12 protein-coding genes are annotated in these 16,280 nt (G+C 53.6%); all 12 read right to left on the bottom strand.

Annotated features, from left to right (window positions below; translation table 11 throughout):
- Nucleotides 1-8: 8 nt before the first annotated feature.
- The 12 genes from FRY98_RS10960 to pflA all read right to left on the bottom strand — a co-directional run bounded on the left by FRY98_RS10960 (nt 9) and on the right by pflA (nt 16,273).
- Complete coding sequence (locus FRY98_RS10960) at nt 9-1,049, bottom strand: metal ABC transporter substrate-binding protein (RefSeq protein ID WP_148451781.1); 1,041 nt, start codon at nt 1,047-1,049, stop codon at nt 9-11.
- 166 nt (nt 1,050-1,215) lie between these two features.
- A complete protein-coding gene (gene metG, locus FRY98_RS10955; RefSeq protein ID WP_148451780.1) occupies nt 1,216-3,204 on the bottom strand; it encodes a methionine--tRNA ligase in 1,989 nt (662 codons plus the stop codon).
- Between the two features lie 378 nt (nt 3,205-3,582).
- The gene (gene yidD, locus FRY98_RS10950; protein WP_148451779.1) at nt 3,583-3,849 is read right to left on the bottom strand and encodes a membrane protein insertion efficiency factor YidD; all 267 of its coding nucleotides are present in this window, start codon (nt 3,847-3,849) and stop codon (nt 3,583-3,585) included.
- Between the two features lie 23 nt (nt 3,850-3,872).
- Nucleotides 3,873-4,331, bottom strand: a complete 459-nt coding sequence (locus tag FRY98_RS10945; protein ID WP_148451778.1) for a Fur family transcriptional regulator — start codon at nt 4,329-4,331, stop codon at nt 3,873-3,875.
- A gap of 140 nt (nt 4,332-4,471) precedes the next feature.
- Nucleotides 4,472-6,760: a stalk domain-containing protein gene (locus FRY98_RS10940; protein ID WP_148451777.1), complete on the bottom strand. Its 2,289-nt coding sequence runs from the start codon at nt 6,758-6,760 to the stop codon at nt 4,472-4,474.
- A 163-nt stretch (nt 6,761-6,923) separates the two neighbouring features.
- Complete coding sequence (nagZ, locus tag FRY98_RS10935) at nt 6,924-8,558, bottom strand: beta-N-acetylhexosaminidase (protein ID WP_148451776.1); 1,635 nt, start codon at nt 8,556-8,558, stop codon at nt 6,924-6,926.
- An 18-nt stretch (nt 8,559-8,576) separates the two neighbouring features.
- Complete coding sequence (locus FRY98_RS10930; protein WP_148451775.1) at nt 8,577-10,241, bottom strand: helix-turn-helix domain-containing protein; 1,665 nt, start codon at nt 10,239-10,241, stop codon at nt 8,577-8,579.
- Nucleotides 10,213-12,054 (bottom strand): cache domain-containing sensor histidine kinase, encoded by a 1,842-nt coding sequence (locus FRY98_RS10925; RefSeq protein WP_148451774.1) that lies wholly within the window; start codon nt 12,052-12,054, stop codon nt 10,213-10,215. Before FRY98_RS10925 ends, FRY98_RS10930 begins: the two co-directional genes overlap by 29 nt.
- A 71-nt stretch (nt 12,055-12,125) precedes the next feature.
- Nucleotides 12,126-12,953 (bottom strand): carbohydrate ABC transporter permease, encoded by an 828-nt coding sequence (locus FRY98_RS10920; RefSeq protein ID WP_148451773.1) that lies wholly within the window; start codon nt 12,951-12,953, stop codon nt 12,126-12,128.
- The gene (locus FRY98_RS10915; protein ID WP_148451772.1) at nt 12,953-13,837 is read right to left on the bottom strand and encodes a carbohydrate ABC transporter permease; all 885 of its coding nucleotides are present in this window, start codon (nt 13,835-13,837) and stop codon (nt 12,953-12,955) included. The genes FRY98_RS10920 and FRY98_RS10915 overlap by 1 nt, the downstream gene beginning before the upstream one ends.
- A gap of 100 nt (nt 13,838-13,937) precedes the next feature.
- Complete coding sequence (locus FRY98_RS10910; protein ID WP_148451771.1) at nt 13,938-15,323, bottom strand: ABC transporter substrate-binding protein; 1,386 nt, start codon at nt 15,321-15,323, stop codon at nt 13,938-13,940.
- 206 nt (nt 15,324-15,529) lie between these two features.
- Nucleotides 15,530-16,273: a pyruvate formate-lyase-activating protein gene (gene pflA / locus FRY98_RS10905; protein WP_148451770.1), complete on the bottom strand. Its 744-nt coding sequence runs from the start codon at nt 16,271-16,273 to the stop codon at nt 15,530-15,532.
- Nucleotides 16,274-16,280: the final 7 nt, after the last annotated feature.

The following is a 16,280-nucleotide window of genomic DNA, read 5'->3' as shown; positions in this document are numbered from 1 at the left end:
GCCTCTCTTTATTTTAGAGCGAGAATCAGATTTTGCAAATTCTTTTCCATGAGGGTAAAGAAATTGTCACCGTTCTCCTGCTGCTCCTTGGTAAGCCCTTCGACCGGATTCAACACCAGTGTCTCGACACCGGCTTCGCTCGCCAAAGTTTTGGCCAGCTTGTCGGAAACCAGTTCCTCGAAGAAAATGTACCGGATGCCTTCCTGTTTGACCATTTTGGAGAGTGTCACCAAATCCTGGGCTCGTGGCTCCGCTTCCGGGGACAAGCCCATGATCGCATGCTGGGTGAGGCCATAATCCCGGCACAAGTAGCCGAAAGCTTGGTGGGAAACGACGATTTCCTTTTTCGAGGTTTTGGCCAGCTCCTCCGTAAATTTCGCGTCAAGATCGTCGAGCTTTTGGCGAAGCTCCGCAAACCTGGCTTCATACCCTTCTTTATGGGCGGGATCTGCCTCCACGAAGCTGTTTTTGATATTCTCGGCCATGATTTTCGCGGATTTCGGGCTGACCCAAGTGTGCGGATCGATATGATGATCATGCCCATCCTCGTGTGCCTGTTCAGAATGGGCTTCATCGGCATGGGCCTCGTCGGCATGCCCTTCTTCTTCCGCCCCGTTCTCGCCTGCCTCCGCATGGCCATGGTTATGGCCGTCATCTCCTTCCGCGTAAATCAGCTCGATGCCCTTGCTCAGTTCCACCGGCTTCACTTTTGCGTCTTGATTCAGCCCTTTAAGAAAGTTGGGAACCCATCCTTCCAATCCCGCTCCATTATAAAGGAACAAATCCGCCTTGGAGGTGTTCAGCATGTCCTTGCTCCGCGGTGTCCAATCATGCGGCTCCACCCCGGTCGGCAGAAGATTGATCACATTCGCGTCCTCGCCGCCGATCGCCACGGAAAATTCGTAAACCGGATAAAAACTGGTGACGACATTCAGCTTCCCCTCGACAATTTCGCCTCCGCCGCCGCTTTTCCCGCAGCCTGCAAGCAGCAGGACTCCTGCCAGCAGGATCATCGCCGGCTTCCAGCATTTATTTATGTATAAACGCATATTTTCTCTCCCTCTCGCTTTAATCGTAATAATTACAAAGATGATTATAGAGGTAATGTAAAACAAGTGTCAACTCCATGTTGACATTTTGCTTATTATTTGAGAGCAAGCCACAAAAAAAACGCCAAGGGCAGAGCCCTTGGCGTTAAGTGTACAATCGGTCGTTTTATTTGACGACGGCGCCGTTCGGCATGGAATCCGGCACCGTGGCCAGCGTAAGCTGGTCCCCTTGCGAAGCCGCCAGGATCATTCCCTGGGACAGCTCGCCGCGCAGCTTCACCGGCTTGAGATTCGTTACGCAGATGACTTTCCGGCCCACCAGCTCTTCGGGCTTGTAGAATTTCGCAATCCCGGAGACCACCTGCCGCTGCTCGAAGCCGAGGTCCAATTGCAGCTTGAGCAGCTTGTCAGCTTTCGGCACGGGCTCGCAGGCAAGCACCTCGGCCACGCGCAGCTCGACCTTGGCGAAATCGTCGATGCCGATTTCGTCCTTGAGCTCCGGCTTCGCGGGAGCCTCCGCGGGAGCGCCAGCGTCGGCCGCCTCAGCCGGCGCGGCAGCCGCGGCCGCCGTCCCCCCGGACATCGAGTTCGCGATGTACTCGATTTCCTGCTCGGCGTCGAGCCGCGGGAAGATCGGCTCGCCCTTGCCGACCTTCGTCCCGGCCGGTACGAGGCCGAAGGACTTGGCACTGTCCCAGGCGGTCAGTTCGCCCGGCGTCAAGCCCAGCTGCGCCCAGATTTTGGCCGGCGCCTGGGTCAGGAACGGCTGCAGCAAGATCGCCGCAATCCGCAGCGATTCGACGAGATGGACCATCACCGAAGCCAGCTCCTCTTTTTTCGCCTCATCTTTGGCGAGCACCCAAGGCTGGGTTTCATCGATGTATTTGTTGGTCCGGCCGATAAAAGCGCCGATAGCGGACAGCGCCACGGAAAATTCCAAATTCTCCATGACCTCTTCCACCTTCTCGACCGTTTCGAGCGCAAGTTTGGAGAGATCGGCATCGTACGGCGTAACGTTCGGCCGGTAAGCCGGGACTTCGCCGTCAAAATATCTGCCGACCATCGCCACCGTCCGATTCAGCAGATTGCCCAGATCGTTAGCCAGATCGGAATTAACGCGCTGGACGAAGCTCTCCGGTGTAAACGAACCGTCGGCGCCGAAAGGCACCTCGCGCAGCAAGTAATAACGGGTGGCGTCCAGCCCGTAACGGTCAATCAGCACGGCGGGATCCATGACATTTCCTTTGGATTTGGACATTTTGCCGCCCTTCATCAGAAGCCAGCCGTGGCCGAATACTTTTTTCGGCAAAGGCAAATCCAGCGCCATCAACATAATCGGCCAGTAAATCGTATGAAACCGCACGATTTCTTTCCCGACGAGATGAACGTCGGCGGGCCAGTAGCGGTTAAACAGCTCCTCGTTGTCGGTTCCGTAGCCCAAAGCCGTAATATAGTTGGACAGAGCGTCGATCCACACATATACGACGTGCTTCGGATCCCCTTTTACCTTCACGCCCCAGTCAAACGTGGTCCGCGATACCGCCAGATCCTCCAGACCCGGCTTGATAAAGTTGTTGATCATTTCGTTTTTGCGGGATTCCGGCTGGATAAAGCCGGGATTTTCCTCGTAGTACTTCAGTAGCCGGTCGACGTAATTGCTCATCCGGAAGAAATAGCTTTCCTCCTTGACCAACTCCACCGGACGTCCGCAGTCGGGACAGTTGCCCTCGACGAGCTGCCGCTCCGTAAAGAAGGATTCGCACGGGGTACAGTACCAGCCCTCATACTCCCCTTTATAGATATCGCCTTTTTCCACCAAACGGTCAAAAATCTTCTCGACGACCGCCTTATGCCGCGGTTCGGTCGTGCGGATGAAATCGTCGTTCGAAATGTCGAGCTTCTTCCACAGCTCTTTAATGCCGACCACGATGTCGTCGACAAATTGCTGCGGGGTCTTCCCCGCTTCTCCGGCCTTGCGTTCAATTTTTTGACCATGCTCGTCCGTCCCCGTCAAATAGCGGACATCGAAGCCGCGCAGCCGTTTGTAACGAGCTATCGCGTCGCCCGCCACCGTGGTGTACGCATGCCCGATATGCAGCTTGTCACTGGGATAATAGATGGGGGTCGTAATGTAAAACGTCTTTTTTTCGGACATTTCCTTCAGCTCCTTTTAGAGTTAAAAAACAAAAAACTCCCGTCCCAATATGGGACGAGAGAAAACTCACGCGCTACCACCCAATTTCCCCGCCGCTTCACAGCGCACGGGCTCAGTCGGTCCTGCCGGACCCTCCATTAACGCCGGATGCCGCGCCGTATCCTTATCCCGGTGTTTCCGCCGGCGACTCGAATGCGGTTTCTCCCGGACCATCTTCCAAGGTTAGACCAGACCGGTTTGCAGCTCCCCCGGCTCTCTGAGGCTGGCCTAAATCCAAGTACTTATCCGTTCATCGAAATGGGAAATTCAGTTATAAGGTTATCTTATGAAAAATAACGCCTTTCTGTCAAGCCGCGGCTCCGTCATTTCCATCACTTCTCAACCGGAAGCGGAGTCATCCGACAGTTCCGGCCGCTCTTTCTTACGCGGGGGAACCGGGTCCAAACCGCCCGGATGAAAAGGATGGCATTTTGCGATGCGCTTGGCCGCCAACCAGGAGCCTTTCACCGGCCCGTGAACTTCGATGGCCTCGAGCGCATAGGCTGAGCAGGTCGGATAGAACCGGCAAGTCGGCGGCTTCAGGGGAGAAATAAACTTCCGGTAAAAAACGATCGGACCTTGGAACGCTTTTCTGGTGATCCCCATGGCAATCCTCTTCCTTCTGTGCCTTACTTGGCCGGCTTTCGAGCCGCTTCTTCGCCCGGCGCGCTTACCCGCTGGCAATTTTTGCAGTACCCGAATACTTCAAATTTATGTTTGACCACCTGAAAAGCTTCGGGCGCATCCGTCAGGGGCATCGGGCAAAAATGAATCGGGTAGGTTTTCTGACATTGCAGACAGATCATGTGGTGATGATGGTGGCCTTCGCTGCTGCAACTGGCACGGAATTTCAAGCCGTCCTCAAATACGATCTGCTCGATCGCCCCCAGCTCCTCCATAACCCGTAAATTACGGTATACGGTATCAAAACTGAGTCCGTTGTATTTGCTGCTCATATATTCATAAACATCTTTCGGCGTTAGGTAACCGTCAGTCTCGGCAAACAGTTTCGCAAGGCTTCTGCGCTGATCCGTAATTCTCAAACCTTGCGCCGACATGACCGAAATAATCTCTTCCGTTGACAGCATGCGACATTCCTCCCGTCTTTCCTTCATGCGTCACTTCTATTATAATGCCGCAAAAGAGGGCCCCTCGTCAATGAAGCCCCTGCCAAAAAAAGCGAGCCGCAGAGTGTGACCTCTATGGCTCGCTTTCGTCAATTAAAACCTTAAGGCTGCTTCTTCTGAGGAAGCGGTTGGAACAACAGGTTCACGGACAAGTTGCTGCCAGGAGCAGCCGTAAACAGGAACTCCACGGATTGCTCACTGTCCCCCGTCCGGAACAGAACAACGTTTTCGTTAGGGGCATATACGCCGCTTTCCTTGGCCACCGGCACAATCTCTCCGTTGATCATAATATAACCGGTATAGAAGCCGCCGCGCGGGTTAAACGTAACCAGCGTGTTCGGTGCGACGCGATGGAGCTTGATCGTATACAGGACGCCGAAGTTCCCGGCGTTGAGCACATACTCGCCGTTTCTCGGCGTATCGTAACCGACCAGGAACGGGTCGCTGGAATTGTCGCCGATCAAAAGGCGGGTTTGCTTCGAGCCGACCAATTCCCCGTAATCGATACGGCGAGTCGCTTCAGGGAACGTGCCGCGGTTATGCTTATCCTTTTCCACGAAGCCCAGCCAAGGAAGCGTAGCGATCGGATCTTTGTCCGCTCCGATCAGAATCACATCGTATTGCAGCGTGTTGTCGCTGTACAGATCGGCCAGCAAGGAAATGACGTCCCCCTGTTTCAGGGCTACCGCACTCAGTTCGGTCATCACCAGTTTTTTCTCGCCCGGAGCAATCCACGTTTCTTTGTATTGGCTGCCGTTTTGCATCGACTCGTAATACCGTTGAACCGAAGCTTTACCGACGCCCACCGCGGATGGGTTCGGTCCGGCAAAACCGAGGTTGGTCTGGGTTAACCGCACCGTTTCGGCATTGTTGTTGGTAGCGATAATATACATTTTCACATTTTTGCCGGTCGCGTTCACATGGTGAACCATGAAACGGGTATTCCCCATAACCGACTCCTGGTACAATATGCCTTCGGAATATACCGTTTCCGGGCTGTTACTGCGAATCAGCGTCGTCGGTTCGGAAGTGAACTGGTAGTTTACTCTTTCCCAGCTTGGCACCTGGGTTCCATCGAAACCGTATTTCTCGCCGACCGGAATGAACAGCTTATTAAATTCGTCCCGGGTGTACAGCGTTTCATTTGTAATCGTAATCGTCTTCTCGATGCTGGAAGTCAGTCCGAATTCGTTGGTTACCGTCAGCTTGATCGTTACGGGACCCGGCGAAAAGAAAGCGTACTCCCGATTCTGCCACTCGCGGCTCTTGATGCCGACTTCGTCGGTACTTTGATCCGTGTAAGTAATAAGCTCGCCCATCTTGTAAGTATCTTTGTCGGTCGTAAAATTCGCCACCGGCGGCGTATGCGGTTTTCTGACTTCGATCGTCAGGGAGAACGGATCACTCCATTGACCGCTGGAATCCTGTACCCGGTAAGTCACGACGTAAAGCCCCGGCGTATCGAACATATCTTGCTTGCCCTGCCACTCTTCATTAACGATCGGAAGTCCGATCGGCGAAGTGGATTCCGTCACATACTGAACGAGTGTCTCACCCGCAATCACTTCCTTGTTCCCGATCGAGAAGGAAGCCTTCGGTTTCGTCTCAAGATTCAGAATGACGCGTTTGCCTTGCAGATCCACCTCGTACTTGATGTTCAAAGCCTTGGTGATCGCCGTCAAAGGGACCATGAAGTTATTTTGGACGGAATAGGATTTGCCCTTCATGGCCGTCGTAACGCCGTTCACTTTATAGCTGGCGCTGTTCACTTTAAAACGCAGTTCGTCGGTCCCGCGCTTAATGATGGTTTCCTTGGTTTTGCCGTCGTAAGCGATCTGCAATCCGGCGCGTTCTACGATGGCGCGGATCGAAACGTAGGAAACGTTGTCCTTGACCTCCATCGGATAACCGGCGAGGTATTCCTTGCCGTTCTGGTACATCTTCTTGCTGTTCATCATAAGCACCAGCTGGCCGGAGCCGGCGGCATCGTTCGACGTAATTTCAACGGGCGGCTCTTCCGTGGTTCCCGGAACCTGGTTCGCCGGATCTTGATTGTCGGGTGTCTGTGCTGCCGGATCACCATTTACCGTACCGTCCGGAGCCCCTTTGTCGCCGCTCTTCCCTTGTGTGCCGTTATCGGCCGGAGCGGTGTTCCCCTGATTTTCTCCCGAAGTCTGATCCCCGGTCTGCCCATTCCCCTGGCCCCCGCTGGGATCAGTCGTTTGGTTCGACGTATTTCCACTGCCGGTGTTGCTCTGATTTTGACTCGTTGTTGCATTCGCCCCGTTCGAAGCGGGAGGTGTAACAGCTTCTTCCGCACTCGCGGGAAGAACCATAGCCACTTGTGAAAGCGCTATAACTGTAGTGATAACCAATCTTTTGAAATTCATGCTAGACTCCTTCTCTACTCCCATATTTGACTCTTTCAAAATCACACATACTATTAAACGCGCCTTCCCTTAAAAAGTTTCTGTAAATATTACAGCAATGTAAAAAAAGCGACATGATCCGTTAATTTTGTTGGATCTGCCGCGAGTTATGGCCTTGTTTCAGTTAGAGTAACCGGAACCCGGTCCGGTATTCGGAGTCCAAGCTTACCGGCAGCGTACCGCGAGGCACGATTTTGCCGGTCAGCACTTTGGCTAAAGCATCCAGCGCAAAGGATCGGTTTTCGTAGAGGCAAAGATAAGTGCCGACCTCCGGGAAATCATGCAGGTCATAGGGGTTGCGGCTTGAAACCGCGACGATCCGTGAACCGTAAAGCCGATTCAACCCCTGAACCAGCTGCGCTTGACCCGTCGGAAGTTCACCTTCCGCCGTATAAGTGACGACCACGATTTGGGCAAAATTTCGGCTTTGGTTTAGCACCTCCTCCACCTCCCGCTCCGTCGGATGCGTGCCGATCACGGACAAGGTGATCCGTTCCCCGTACCGCCCAAGGGCATCGGCCAGCGTATAGCGGTGAACCGCCGGCTCATCCACTTCCGTCCGGTGACGGAGCTCGGGCCACACGACCAGGATGGCCTCCGCGGGATCAAGAGGCAGGTTTTCGGCATCCTTGACCAGGGTAACGCTGTGTTCGGCAATTTCGGTCAGGAGGGCATCGCTCTCTTCCGGCGGCGTTAAAGGAACGGGGACGAAAGACTCCGTTTCCGCAACCGGGGGTAACCAACCGATCCGCTTCTTCTTTAAAGCAAGCACGCGCTCTGCGGAGCGGTCTATTCGTTCTTCGCTGAGACGGCCGGACGCTACCGCCTCCCGAACCGCCCGAATCGCGGCGATCTGATCCTCGAACGTGTGGCTGACGAGTATGAGATCCGCCCCGGCCTCGATGGCCCGCACCGCCCCCTCGGCGATACCGCACGATTTGGATATCGCATGCATTTCCAGGCAATCGGTCACGATCACGCCTTCAAACCCCAGATCTACGCGAAGCAAATCGGTCAGCACGCGCTTCGAAAGCGTTGCTGGCGTACCCTCATCCGGCTCGAAGGCCGGAAACGCCACATGCGCCGTCATGATCGCATCGACGCCGGCCGCGATCGCCTTTGCGAACGGCGCGAGCTCGATCCGCTCCAGCCGCCGCCGATCATGCGGAACCACCGCGAGCCCGCGGTGGGAATCGACGGTCGTATCGCCGTGGCCGGGAAAATGCTTCGCCGTCGCGATCACGCCGCTTTGCTGATATCCGTGGATCGCCGCCGCTCCATGCTCCCCGACCTTGTCCGGGTCCTCCCCGAAGGAACGGACCCCGATGACCGGATTCGCCGGATTGTTGTTTACATCGACGCAGGGGGCGAAGTTGAAATTGATGCCCAAGGCGATCATTTCCTTGGCCGCCAACTCGGCCGCGCGCCGAGTCAGCCGCAGGTCCCCGGCCGCCCCCAGCGTCATGTTTCCGGGAATCCGGCTCATCCCTTCATGGTCCAGGCGGGATACCATGCCTCCCTCCTGATCGATGGATATAAACAGCGGAATTTCCGGCCTGCTGCGCGGCAGCCGCTGCAAATTGGCCGACAGGGCCGCCAATTGGGAGACGGATTCCACGTTCCGGCGGAAGTAGACGGTTCCTCCGACATGATAATCCTTCAACAGTATCCGAATTTGTTCATCCGCTGTCAGGCTGTGAAATCCGCAGATGAAGAGCTGGCCGATTTTCTCGTCCAAAGACCATTGCGACAAATCCATGCTAATTCCCCCGTTTTCTTAGGATACGTTCGATTGCTGAATACGAAATTCCGAAGGCGTCATGCCCGTGTATTTCTGAAACACTTTCGAGAAGTAACGGCGTTCTTGATAGCCGACGGCCGCACAGATTTGCGCGATCGGTTTATCGCTGCGGCTCAGCAAATCTTTGGCCCTTTCCATCCGCTGCCTCGTTAAATATTCAACAAAGGTTTCGCCAAAGTGGTTCTTGAACAGCAGGCAAAAATAACTGCAGCTGATTCCGAGAAAATCGGCGATCTCCTCGATCCCGAAATCATCGGCCAGATGATCCCGGATATAGCCCTGAGCCGAGGCCATCAACATCTCCGCGGATTTCCTGCCGGCATGGCAGACTCCGGCGCGATGCAGCAACGATTTGACCAGCGCCAGCAGGTCTTTTAGTCCGAGGGATTCCCGCAGCCGGGACCAAACGGCGGCCTCTTCCTCTTCCGTCAACACCCGTAATTCACGCAGCTCGCGCAAAAGATGGATCAGCACATAATTCAGCATTCGTTCGGCTTCGCCCGACCGCTGCCCTCCGGCCATGCGCTCCGCATATTGCGAAAGACCGTCGGCGATCCGGTTTAACGCATCCGGATGGCCATGTCGAAGGGCGGGGCCGAGCTCTTCGATATAGCCCCAGCGTCCGCCCTCCTCCGATGCATGGGAATGTCCGATTTCCCGTTCCGGAAGGCGGTCCGCCCGCACAAACCATTCCTGTGGCGCCACCGCCAGCAGCAGCCGCTGCAGGCGCCGGTATGCCAAGTTTAGGTCGCTCCTTCTCAGTCCCCCCGCTTCCAGACACATCCGGACACCCCTGCCTTCCGTCTCTTCTCCTACCGAGGCTTGCAACCGCTCGTAAATGGGCCGCAGCCGCTCGCTAGAGAGGTCCTGTTCCGTGTCCGTGGAAAAAACGACACACCATTCCCCTTCCCTCGCCTGTATAATCAGGTACTCGTTCAATAAGGGCAGGAACAACTCCTTTAACCGCTGCTTGATCTTCAAGTTCCAGCTTTTTCGTTCGGCGGAAGACCAGGATAGCGACCCGGCGACATACCCGTCCGCCTCCAACAGAAGCAGGCCGTAACACCCGGGCTGCGGGTTCATAGCAAGGTCCCCATTCGAATCCGCGCTCCCGTCCGCATGTGCGCTCTCCGTTTCAAATTCCGTCCCTTCAACCGTGCCTTCCTCCGTGCTCTGTCCCAGCAGCGAATAAAGGATGTGTTTTTCATTCAGCCAGTGGGCGATCCGGTTTAACTGCCGCTGCCGGAATTGCTTCTTTTTCTTGTCCGCGATTTGACTCCCAAGCCGCCGCACCGTTTCCTCAAGCGCATAATAATCGATCGGTTTCGTAATATAATCGCTGACGCCGTATTTTATGCCGGTCCGGGCATACTCAAATTCCTGGTACCCCGTCAGCAGCAGTATCGCGCTGTCCAATCCGTTTTCCCTGACGTGGCGGATAAAAGAAAGCCCATCCATGACCGGCATCCGAATATCGCTCAAAATCAAATCGGGCCGGTGCAGGAGTGCCGCTTCCAAAGCCTGACGGCCTTCTCTGGCCAGACCGACCACTTCGAAGTTCATGGCCTCCCAGGGCAGCACTTTCGACAAATTGTTCAGGATCGGCAATTCATCATCCACGAGCAATACCTTCAGCTTCATCTCGTTTCCCCCATTCGGATTTCGGAATCACACACTGAATGACCGTCCCGCTTCCGGGATGCGAGCAAATAAACAGGCCGTACCGGCTCCCGTATTGAAACCGCAAACGGTCATAGACGCTGCGCAGCCCAAGCCCTCTTCCCTCTTGATCGGCCCCGCTCTCGACCTCCGGATGATTTCCGGTGTCCGCATAGTGGATCAGCGACAACTGTTCCCGGCTTATTCCGATGCCGTTATCCTCAATTCGCAGAATTAAACGGTCTCCTTCCGAATGACCGGATATGCGCAGAATTCCTCCATACGCGATTCCTTCAAACCCGTGCTGAATACTGTTCTCCACCAAAGGCTGAAGCGTCAGCTTTAATACCAGGCAATCCATAAGCTCCGGGGGAACGTCGATCTCGTACTCGAACAGGTCCGCAAATCTGAACTTCTGAATCTCCAGATAGCTTCGCAAATGCTCGATTTCTTCACGAAGCGGGATCTCCTCTTTCCCCTGGATGCTGATCCTTAATATCCGGGCAAGCCGCAGCACCATCTCGCTTACTTTACGCCCCTCGTTCTGCACCGCGAGCACATTGATGGATTCCAGCGTATTAAACAGAAAGTGCGGCTTAATTTGCGCCTGCAGCACCCGGAGCTCCGCGTTTGCTTTTTGCCGCTGCTCTTTCTTCACCTGGTCGAACAGTTCGTTGATCTTATCCATTTGGCTGTTAAAGCCCTGCTGCAGCAGCAGCAGCTCGTCATCCCCTTTTTCCTCCACCCTGGCGTTCAGGTCGCCGGCCTCGACTTTTCTCATAAAGCGGACGATCACGCCGATCGTTCCCGTAATCCGGTTCACGAACAAGACATTGAACAGCATCGCCGTCAGCACGCAGACAAGAATGATCGCCACAAACCATTTGGCAAAAGTCGTCACTTCCTGCGACAGATAACGCCAGGAGGTCACGGATACCACCGTCCATGGATAATCTTGTAACCGATGGATGGAGATCACGCTCTCTTCTCCGTTGAATTTGCCTCGATAACTGAACACGTCGCGGGTGCCGACAAGCCTTTGCCGGATTTGTTCATCCAGCACCAGACCCGTCAGCTCGGAGGGATAGTCATACAGCACCTGCCCTTTATCGTTGACCAGAAAAAATCTCGTGTCCCGCAGCTTGCTGCCGAGGGTCATGCTCTGAAATATTTTTTCGAACTCCCAACTTTTGATTTGGACGAACAAAACGCCAACCCGCTTAAAACTCTCCAGGTCCTTGATCAAACGGATCTGCGTGAAGACGCTGTCCGTTCCGGTTAACTCGGGATACTCCCGCGGCGCGATCCAGCGCGGTACCCCATTCAATTTTACAACCTCCCGGTACAAGGAATGCTCTTTGAATTCCTCATAGGGCAGCGTCTCGAAATTTTCCTTATTAAAGATCGTAATGACTTTGGATTCCCGGCTGCTTTGGATATTGTACAAAAATGCGTAATCGATAGCCGGATGATTGTACAACAACGAGCGGAAATTTCGCTGATTGGCGTTCAGCTCCAGCTGGTCTGCGGCCGTCAAATCCTGGGTGTCCGGGTTTCGCGAATTCAACGCCTCCTGAAAAACCCCCTTGGCAATCCCGTTATCCGTCACATTATCCATTTCGTGAAATACATTTCGGATACTGTAGCCGATCGCCCTCAGCGAGTACTCGGCCTGCTGGCTGTACTTCGTCTCAATCGACCGGAACGTTACGATAAACGTAATGATGCCGAGGATGAACAACGGAATAATGACCAGCCCGAGAAAGGCGGTAAACAATTTGATGCGCAAGTTCATTGGCCGTTTCGCTCCCGAAGTTGAAGTGCGCGACGCCGAGAATGGTTCTCCCTTTTGCGGAAGCGCTTTTATTATCCTTTGACACTGCCGGCCGTAACTCCTTCTATGATCTTTTCCTGAAGAATAGCGTAGATGATCATGACCGGAAGGACGCTGAATACAATGCCGGCGGACATCTGGGCATAATTCGTGTTGTACGCGTCTCGGAATCCGACCATCCCGACGGGAAGCGTCCGCAGCTCGTCGCTCGACAAGAAATAGTTGGCAAGCAAAAACTCGTTCCAATTGCCGAGAAAATTAATAATAAACACCGTAACGATCGCGGGAACCGTGAGCGGAATAATAACTTTGGCGAATAGTCCGGCCGAACCCAAACCGTCGATGACCGCCGCCTCTTCAATCTCTCCGGGCAGCGAACGCATGAATGCCGCGAGAATGATGACCGAGAACGGGATCGCGTTGGCGATGTACGGAAGAATCAACGCCATATGCGTATCAAGGATGTGTAATTTTCGCATCACGCCGTAGATCGGCAGCAGCAGCGAGTTGTTGGGAATAAGCATGCCCAGCAGGATCAATTGAAACAAGGCGGCGCTGATCCGGTTGTAACGCATGCGGGTTACGGCAAAGGCCAGCATCGCCGCGAACAGAATCGATAAACAGGCGGAAACGACACCGATATATAAACTGTTAAAAAAATAAGTGTTAATCTTGGCGTTCACCCACGCATTAACGTAGTTGTCGAAGGTTATGGAACCCGGCAAACCGAACGGATTCGCCGCGATATCCTGATTGTTCGTTTTTACGGAAGAAAACAGGACGAACAGGAACGGATACAGGATGATCAGCAGGTAACCCATCAGAAAAATATGCGGGACGATTTTTTTTAATGCTCTCATCAGTATTCAATCCTTTCTGTCCGTCTTGCCACAAAAAATTGATAAAGCGCGGTGAGGACGATCGTGAACACAAAGATCAGCACGGCGATGGAGTTGCCGAAACCATGTCTGAAGCTCGTAATCGCGTAGCGGATCATATAAGTGGCCATCACATCCGTCGAACCGGCGGGCCCCCCTTTGGTCATGACCAGCACAATATCGGCCGCCTTCATGGCCCCGGCCATGGACAGCATGATCACAACGGAGATAATCGGCATCACGAGCGGAATGGTAATCCGGGTAGCCCGCTGAAACCCTGTGGCGCCGTCGATCGCCGCCGCTTCATCCAATTCTTTGGGTATGGAAATAATCGCGGCCAGCACCATCACGATATAAAATCCGGTCCACTGCCAGGCGTTTGTGATCAAAATGGACAGCATCGCCCAATTTTTATCCGACAGCCAGTAAACCTGCGGCAAACCGAACACGCCCAATATTTCATTGGCCAACCCGAAATCGGGATTGTAAATGAAGCCCCACAGAATGCCGATCACGGCCGTCGACATAATGGACGGCATAAATACCGCTGTTTTGTACAAGCCTTTCAGCCGCTTCACATTGGCGATCAGCAGCGAGAAAATGACGATCAAGGGAACCTGGATTAAACAGGAGAACAGAATGAAGTAAACGTTATTCCGTACCGATTTCCAAAAAGCCGCATCTTGAAAAGCGGTGAGGTAATTGTCAAAGCCGATATACGTAATATTTTTGGAAATTCCGTTCCAGCTCGTAAAACTGTTGTTCATGGCGCTCAAAATCGGATAAACGAAGAAGGCCAGGAACAACACGAATGCCGGAAGCACAAACAATCCATAGATCAGCGGATTTCTTAGCGCTTTATTCATAGTAACCTCCATGGCGGATGCCTTATTTTTTGTGAAAAAAGAGCGCCCCCTTTGGAGGCGGGTGGCGCCCTTCATCATCGTCAATCGCTATTGGCGGTCCTTATTGCGGCTCAGCCGCGTTCGCCGCGTCTTGAGCCGCCTGGACGTTCTCCAGCATTTTGACCGGATCGATTTCCCCGCCGATAATTTGCTGGATCCCCATGCTAAGCGCCGTATTGACTTCCGCTTGAACCAGGGCGTCAAACGCCGGGAACGAAGTCCCGATCTCGCTGACCGCTTTGAAAATATCCTGCATCAGCGGATCGTCCGAAGTCGTCTTCATTTGCTCCAGATCCATTTTCATCGCCGGCAGCACGCCGTCTTCTTTCAGTCCACGAAGCTGCATCTCTTCTGTCCACATGAACTTGATGAATTCTTTGACAGCCTGCAGCTTCCGCGGATCTTCCGCGACCGCACTGGAGAACCCGTACCCGTTGTTCGCGTCCTGCATGACCACCACCGGGTCTCCGGCTTTCAGCGGCGGCATGTTGAAGAATCCGATTTTACCGACCGTATCGCCTGCTTGTGCGGGATCCCGGAACACCGAATTGGCCCAAGAGCCATCCATCATCATGATCGCTTCGCCCGTAATGATTTGATTCCGCATGTCCGCATATTCAAATCCGAGCTCGCCTTTCTTGTAATAACCTTTCTGCACCCATTCCTGGTGCTTGGCTACGGCCTTGACCATATTTTCATCCGTCCACTTGGTTTCGCCCGTCTTGAAGCCGTAGGTAATTTCCGGCCCTCCGTAGTAAGACCACAGGTTGTTGGTTGTCATCAGAGGAATCCAGGCATCCTTGGAGGATTGGGCAAAAGGGATTTTGCCGTCGGCTTTGATCGTTTCGGCCAGCTTCTCCAGTTCATCCAGCGTGGCGGGCACTTTCAGCCCTTTCTCCTCAAAATACGCCTTATTGTAGAAAAATCCTTCGATCGACCCGCCGATCGGCAGTCCGTAGATCTTTCCGTCATGCGTGAACGGGGCCAAGGTGGTGAACTTGTCTTTGAGGCCGAGCTCCTCCAAAATCGGCGTCAAGTCCAGCATCAACCCTTCCTTGGCATATAGGGCGGCGTCCGGACTTCCGAAAACATCGAAAATTTCCGGCGGTTTCCCCGCAGCCATCTCGCCTCTCAGCTTTTCTTTCCGGTTTACTTCTGAATCGACGGCATCCAGCTTGATTTTGAGTCCCGGAACCGCTTCCTGCGTCTTTTTCACGACATCCTCTAGCAAGGCAAGGCGGAACTTTTTGGATTCGCCAACTTGCGTGTGACGGATCGTAATCTCAAACGGCTCCTCGCTGGCTTTGGGTTCGCTAGGTTTGTCGTTTGTCGCGGGCTGTTCTCCGTTTGTTGCGGGAGCTCCCTCGTTAGCGGCTTTTCCGCAGCCGGCCAGCATTATCGAGCTCAAAAGAAATAAACTCAACAGAAGGACGAAGCTTTTTTTCATCTTTTTATGGACCCTCCTCATTGTCTGGTTTTGCTACACTTTCATTATAGAAAGCGCGTTCAATATTGGTAAGGAGGTCATTTTTCTATTCCAGGGATAAAATCATCTAAATGACAAAAAGAAAACGGTTCAACCTAACTTCTTGAGTTAAGTTGAACCGTTTCTCTTATAAAAAATAGATTGCATGTTACATTTGTTGACGCCAATTACGATTTCACACCGGCTGCTTGCCGCCGTCCCTCTTCAATCAACCGACCTGCCCGCTCGAGTTCCTCCGGCGTTGGCGAAGGGACCCCATCAAGCGGATAATCCCAGCCCAACTCTTGCCACTTGTAAATCCCCATCTGGTGATAGGGGAGAATTTCGAACTTCTCCACTCCCCGCAAACCACCGATAAAGCGGCCGAGGTTTAACAAATCCTGCTCATCATCATGGATGCCGGGAACAAAAACGTGGCGAATCCACATGTTACGGTCATGTTCCGACAACCATTCCGCCATCTTCAACATCCGATCATTCGGCTTGCCGGTTAGCTTGATGTGTTTCTCGTTGTCAATATGTTTCAAGTCCAACAGGACCAAATCCGTCACATCCAGAAGGTCGCGAATCTTATCCCCCTCATTGTAACCGTTGGTGTCCAACGTCGTGTGAAGATTCCACCGCTTCTTGGCTTCGCGGAACAGCTCGGTGACAAACGGAGCTTGCAGCGTTGCCTCTCCGCCGGATACCGTCAACCCGCCGCCCGAGGAACGGTAGTAGGTAAGGTATGGCTCAATTTCGGCCAGCACCTCGTCTACGGTCATCTCTTTCCCGTCCGTCAGGCTCCAGGTATCCGGGTTGTGACAATATTGACATTTCAGCAGACAGCCCTGCATGAAGAGGACGAAACGAATACCCGGGCCATCCACCGTTCCGAAAGTTTCCAATGAATGTATGCGACCTTTAAGCATGTTTCGT

It is taken from the genome of Paenibacillus faecis (genome assembly GCF_008084145.1).
Lineage (GTDB): Bacteria > Bacillota > Bacilli > Paenibacillales > Paenibacillaceae > Fontibacillus > Fontibacillus faecis.
The sequence above is the reverse complement of the archived record's forward strand: the minus strand, read 5'-3'. Positions and strand labels throughout refer to the sequence as shown.

Coding starts and splice junctions, on each gene's coding strand:
- FRY98_RS10960 (WP_148451781.1), bottom strand. CDS start 1,049: ATGCGTTTATACATAAATAAATGCTGGAAGCCGGCGATGATCCTGCTG.
- FRY98_RS10945 (WP_148451778.1), bottom strand. CDS start 4,331: ATGCTGTCAACGGAAGAGATTATTTCGGTCATGTCGGCGCAAGGTTTG.
- yidD (WP_148451779.1), bottom strand. CDS start 3,849: ATGGGGATCACCAGAAAAGCGTTCCAAGGTCCGATCGTTTTTTACCGG.
- pflA (WP_148451770.1), bottom strand. CDS start 16,273: ATGCTTAAAGGTCGCATACATTCATTGGAAACTTTCGGAACGGTGGAT.
- FRY98_RS10910 (WP_148451771.1), bottom strand. CDS start 15,323: ATGAAAAAAAGCTTCGTCCTTCTGTTGAGTTTATTTCTTTTGAGCTCG.
- FRY98_RS10930 (WP_148451775.1), bottom strand. CDS start 10,241: ATGAAGCTGAAGGTATTGCTCGTGGATGATGAATTGCCGATCCTGAAC.
- FRY98_RS10925 (WP_148451774.1), bottom strand. CDS start 12,054: ATGAACTTGCGCATCAAATTGTTTACCGCCTTTCTCGGGCTGGTCATT.
- FRY98_RS10920 (WP_148451773.1), bottom strand. CDS start 12,953: ATGAGAGCATTAAAAAAAATCGTCCCGCATATTTTTCTGATGGGTTAC.
- FRY98_RS10915 (WP_148451772.1), bottom strand. CDS start 13,837: ATGAATAAAGCGCTAAGAAATCCGCTGATCTATGGATTGTTTGTGCTT.
- nagZ (WP_148451776.1), bottom strand. CDS start 8,558: ATGGATTTGTCGCAATGGTCTTTGGACGAGAAAATCGGCCAGCTCTTC.
- FRY98_RS10940 (WP_148451777.1), bottom strand. CDS start 6,760: ATGAATTTCAAAAGATTGGTTATCACTACAGTTATAGCGCTTTCACAA.
- metG (WP_148451780.1), bottom strand. CDS start 3,204: ATGTCCGAAAAAAAGACGTTTTACATTACGACCCCCATCTATTATCCC.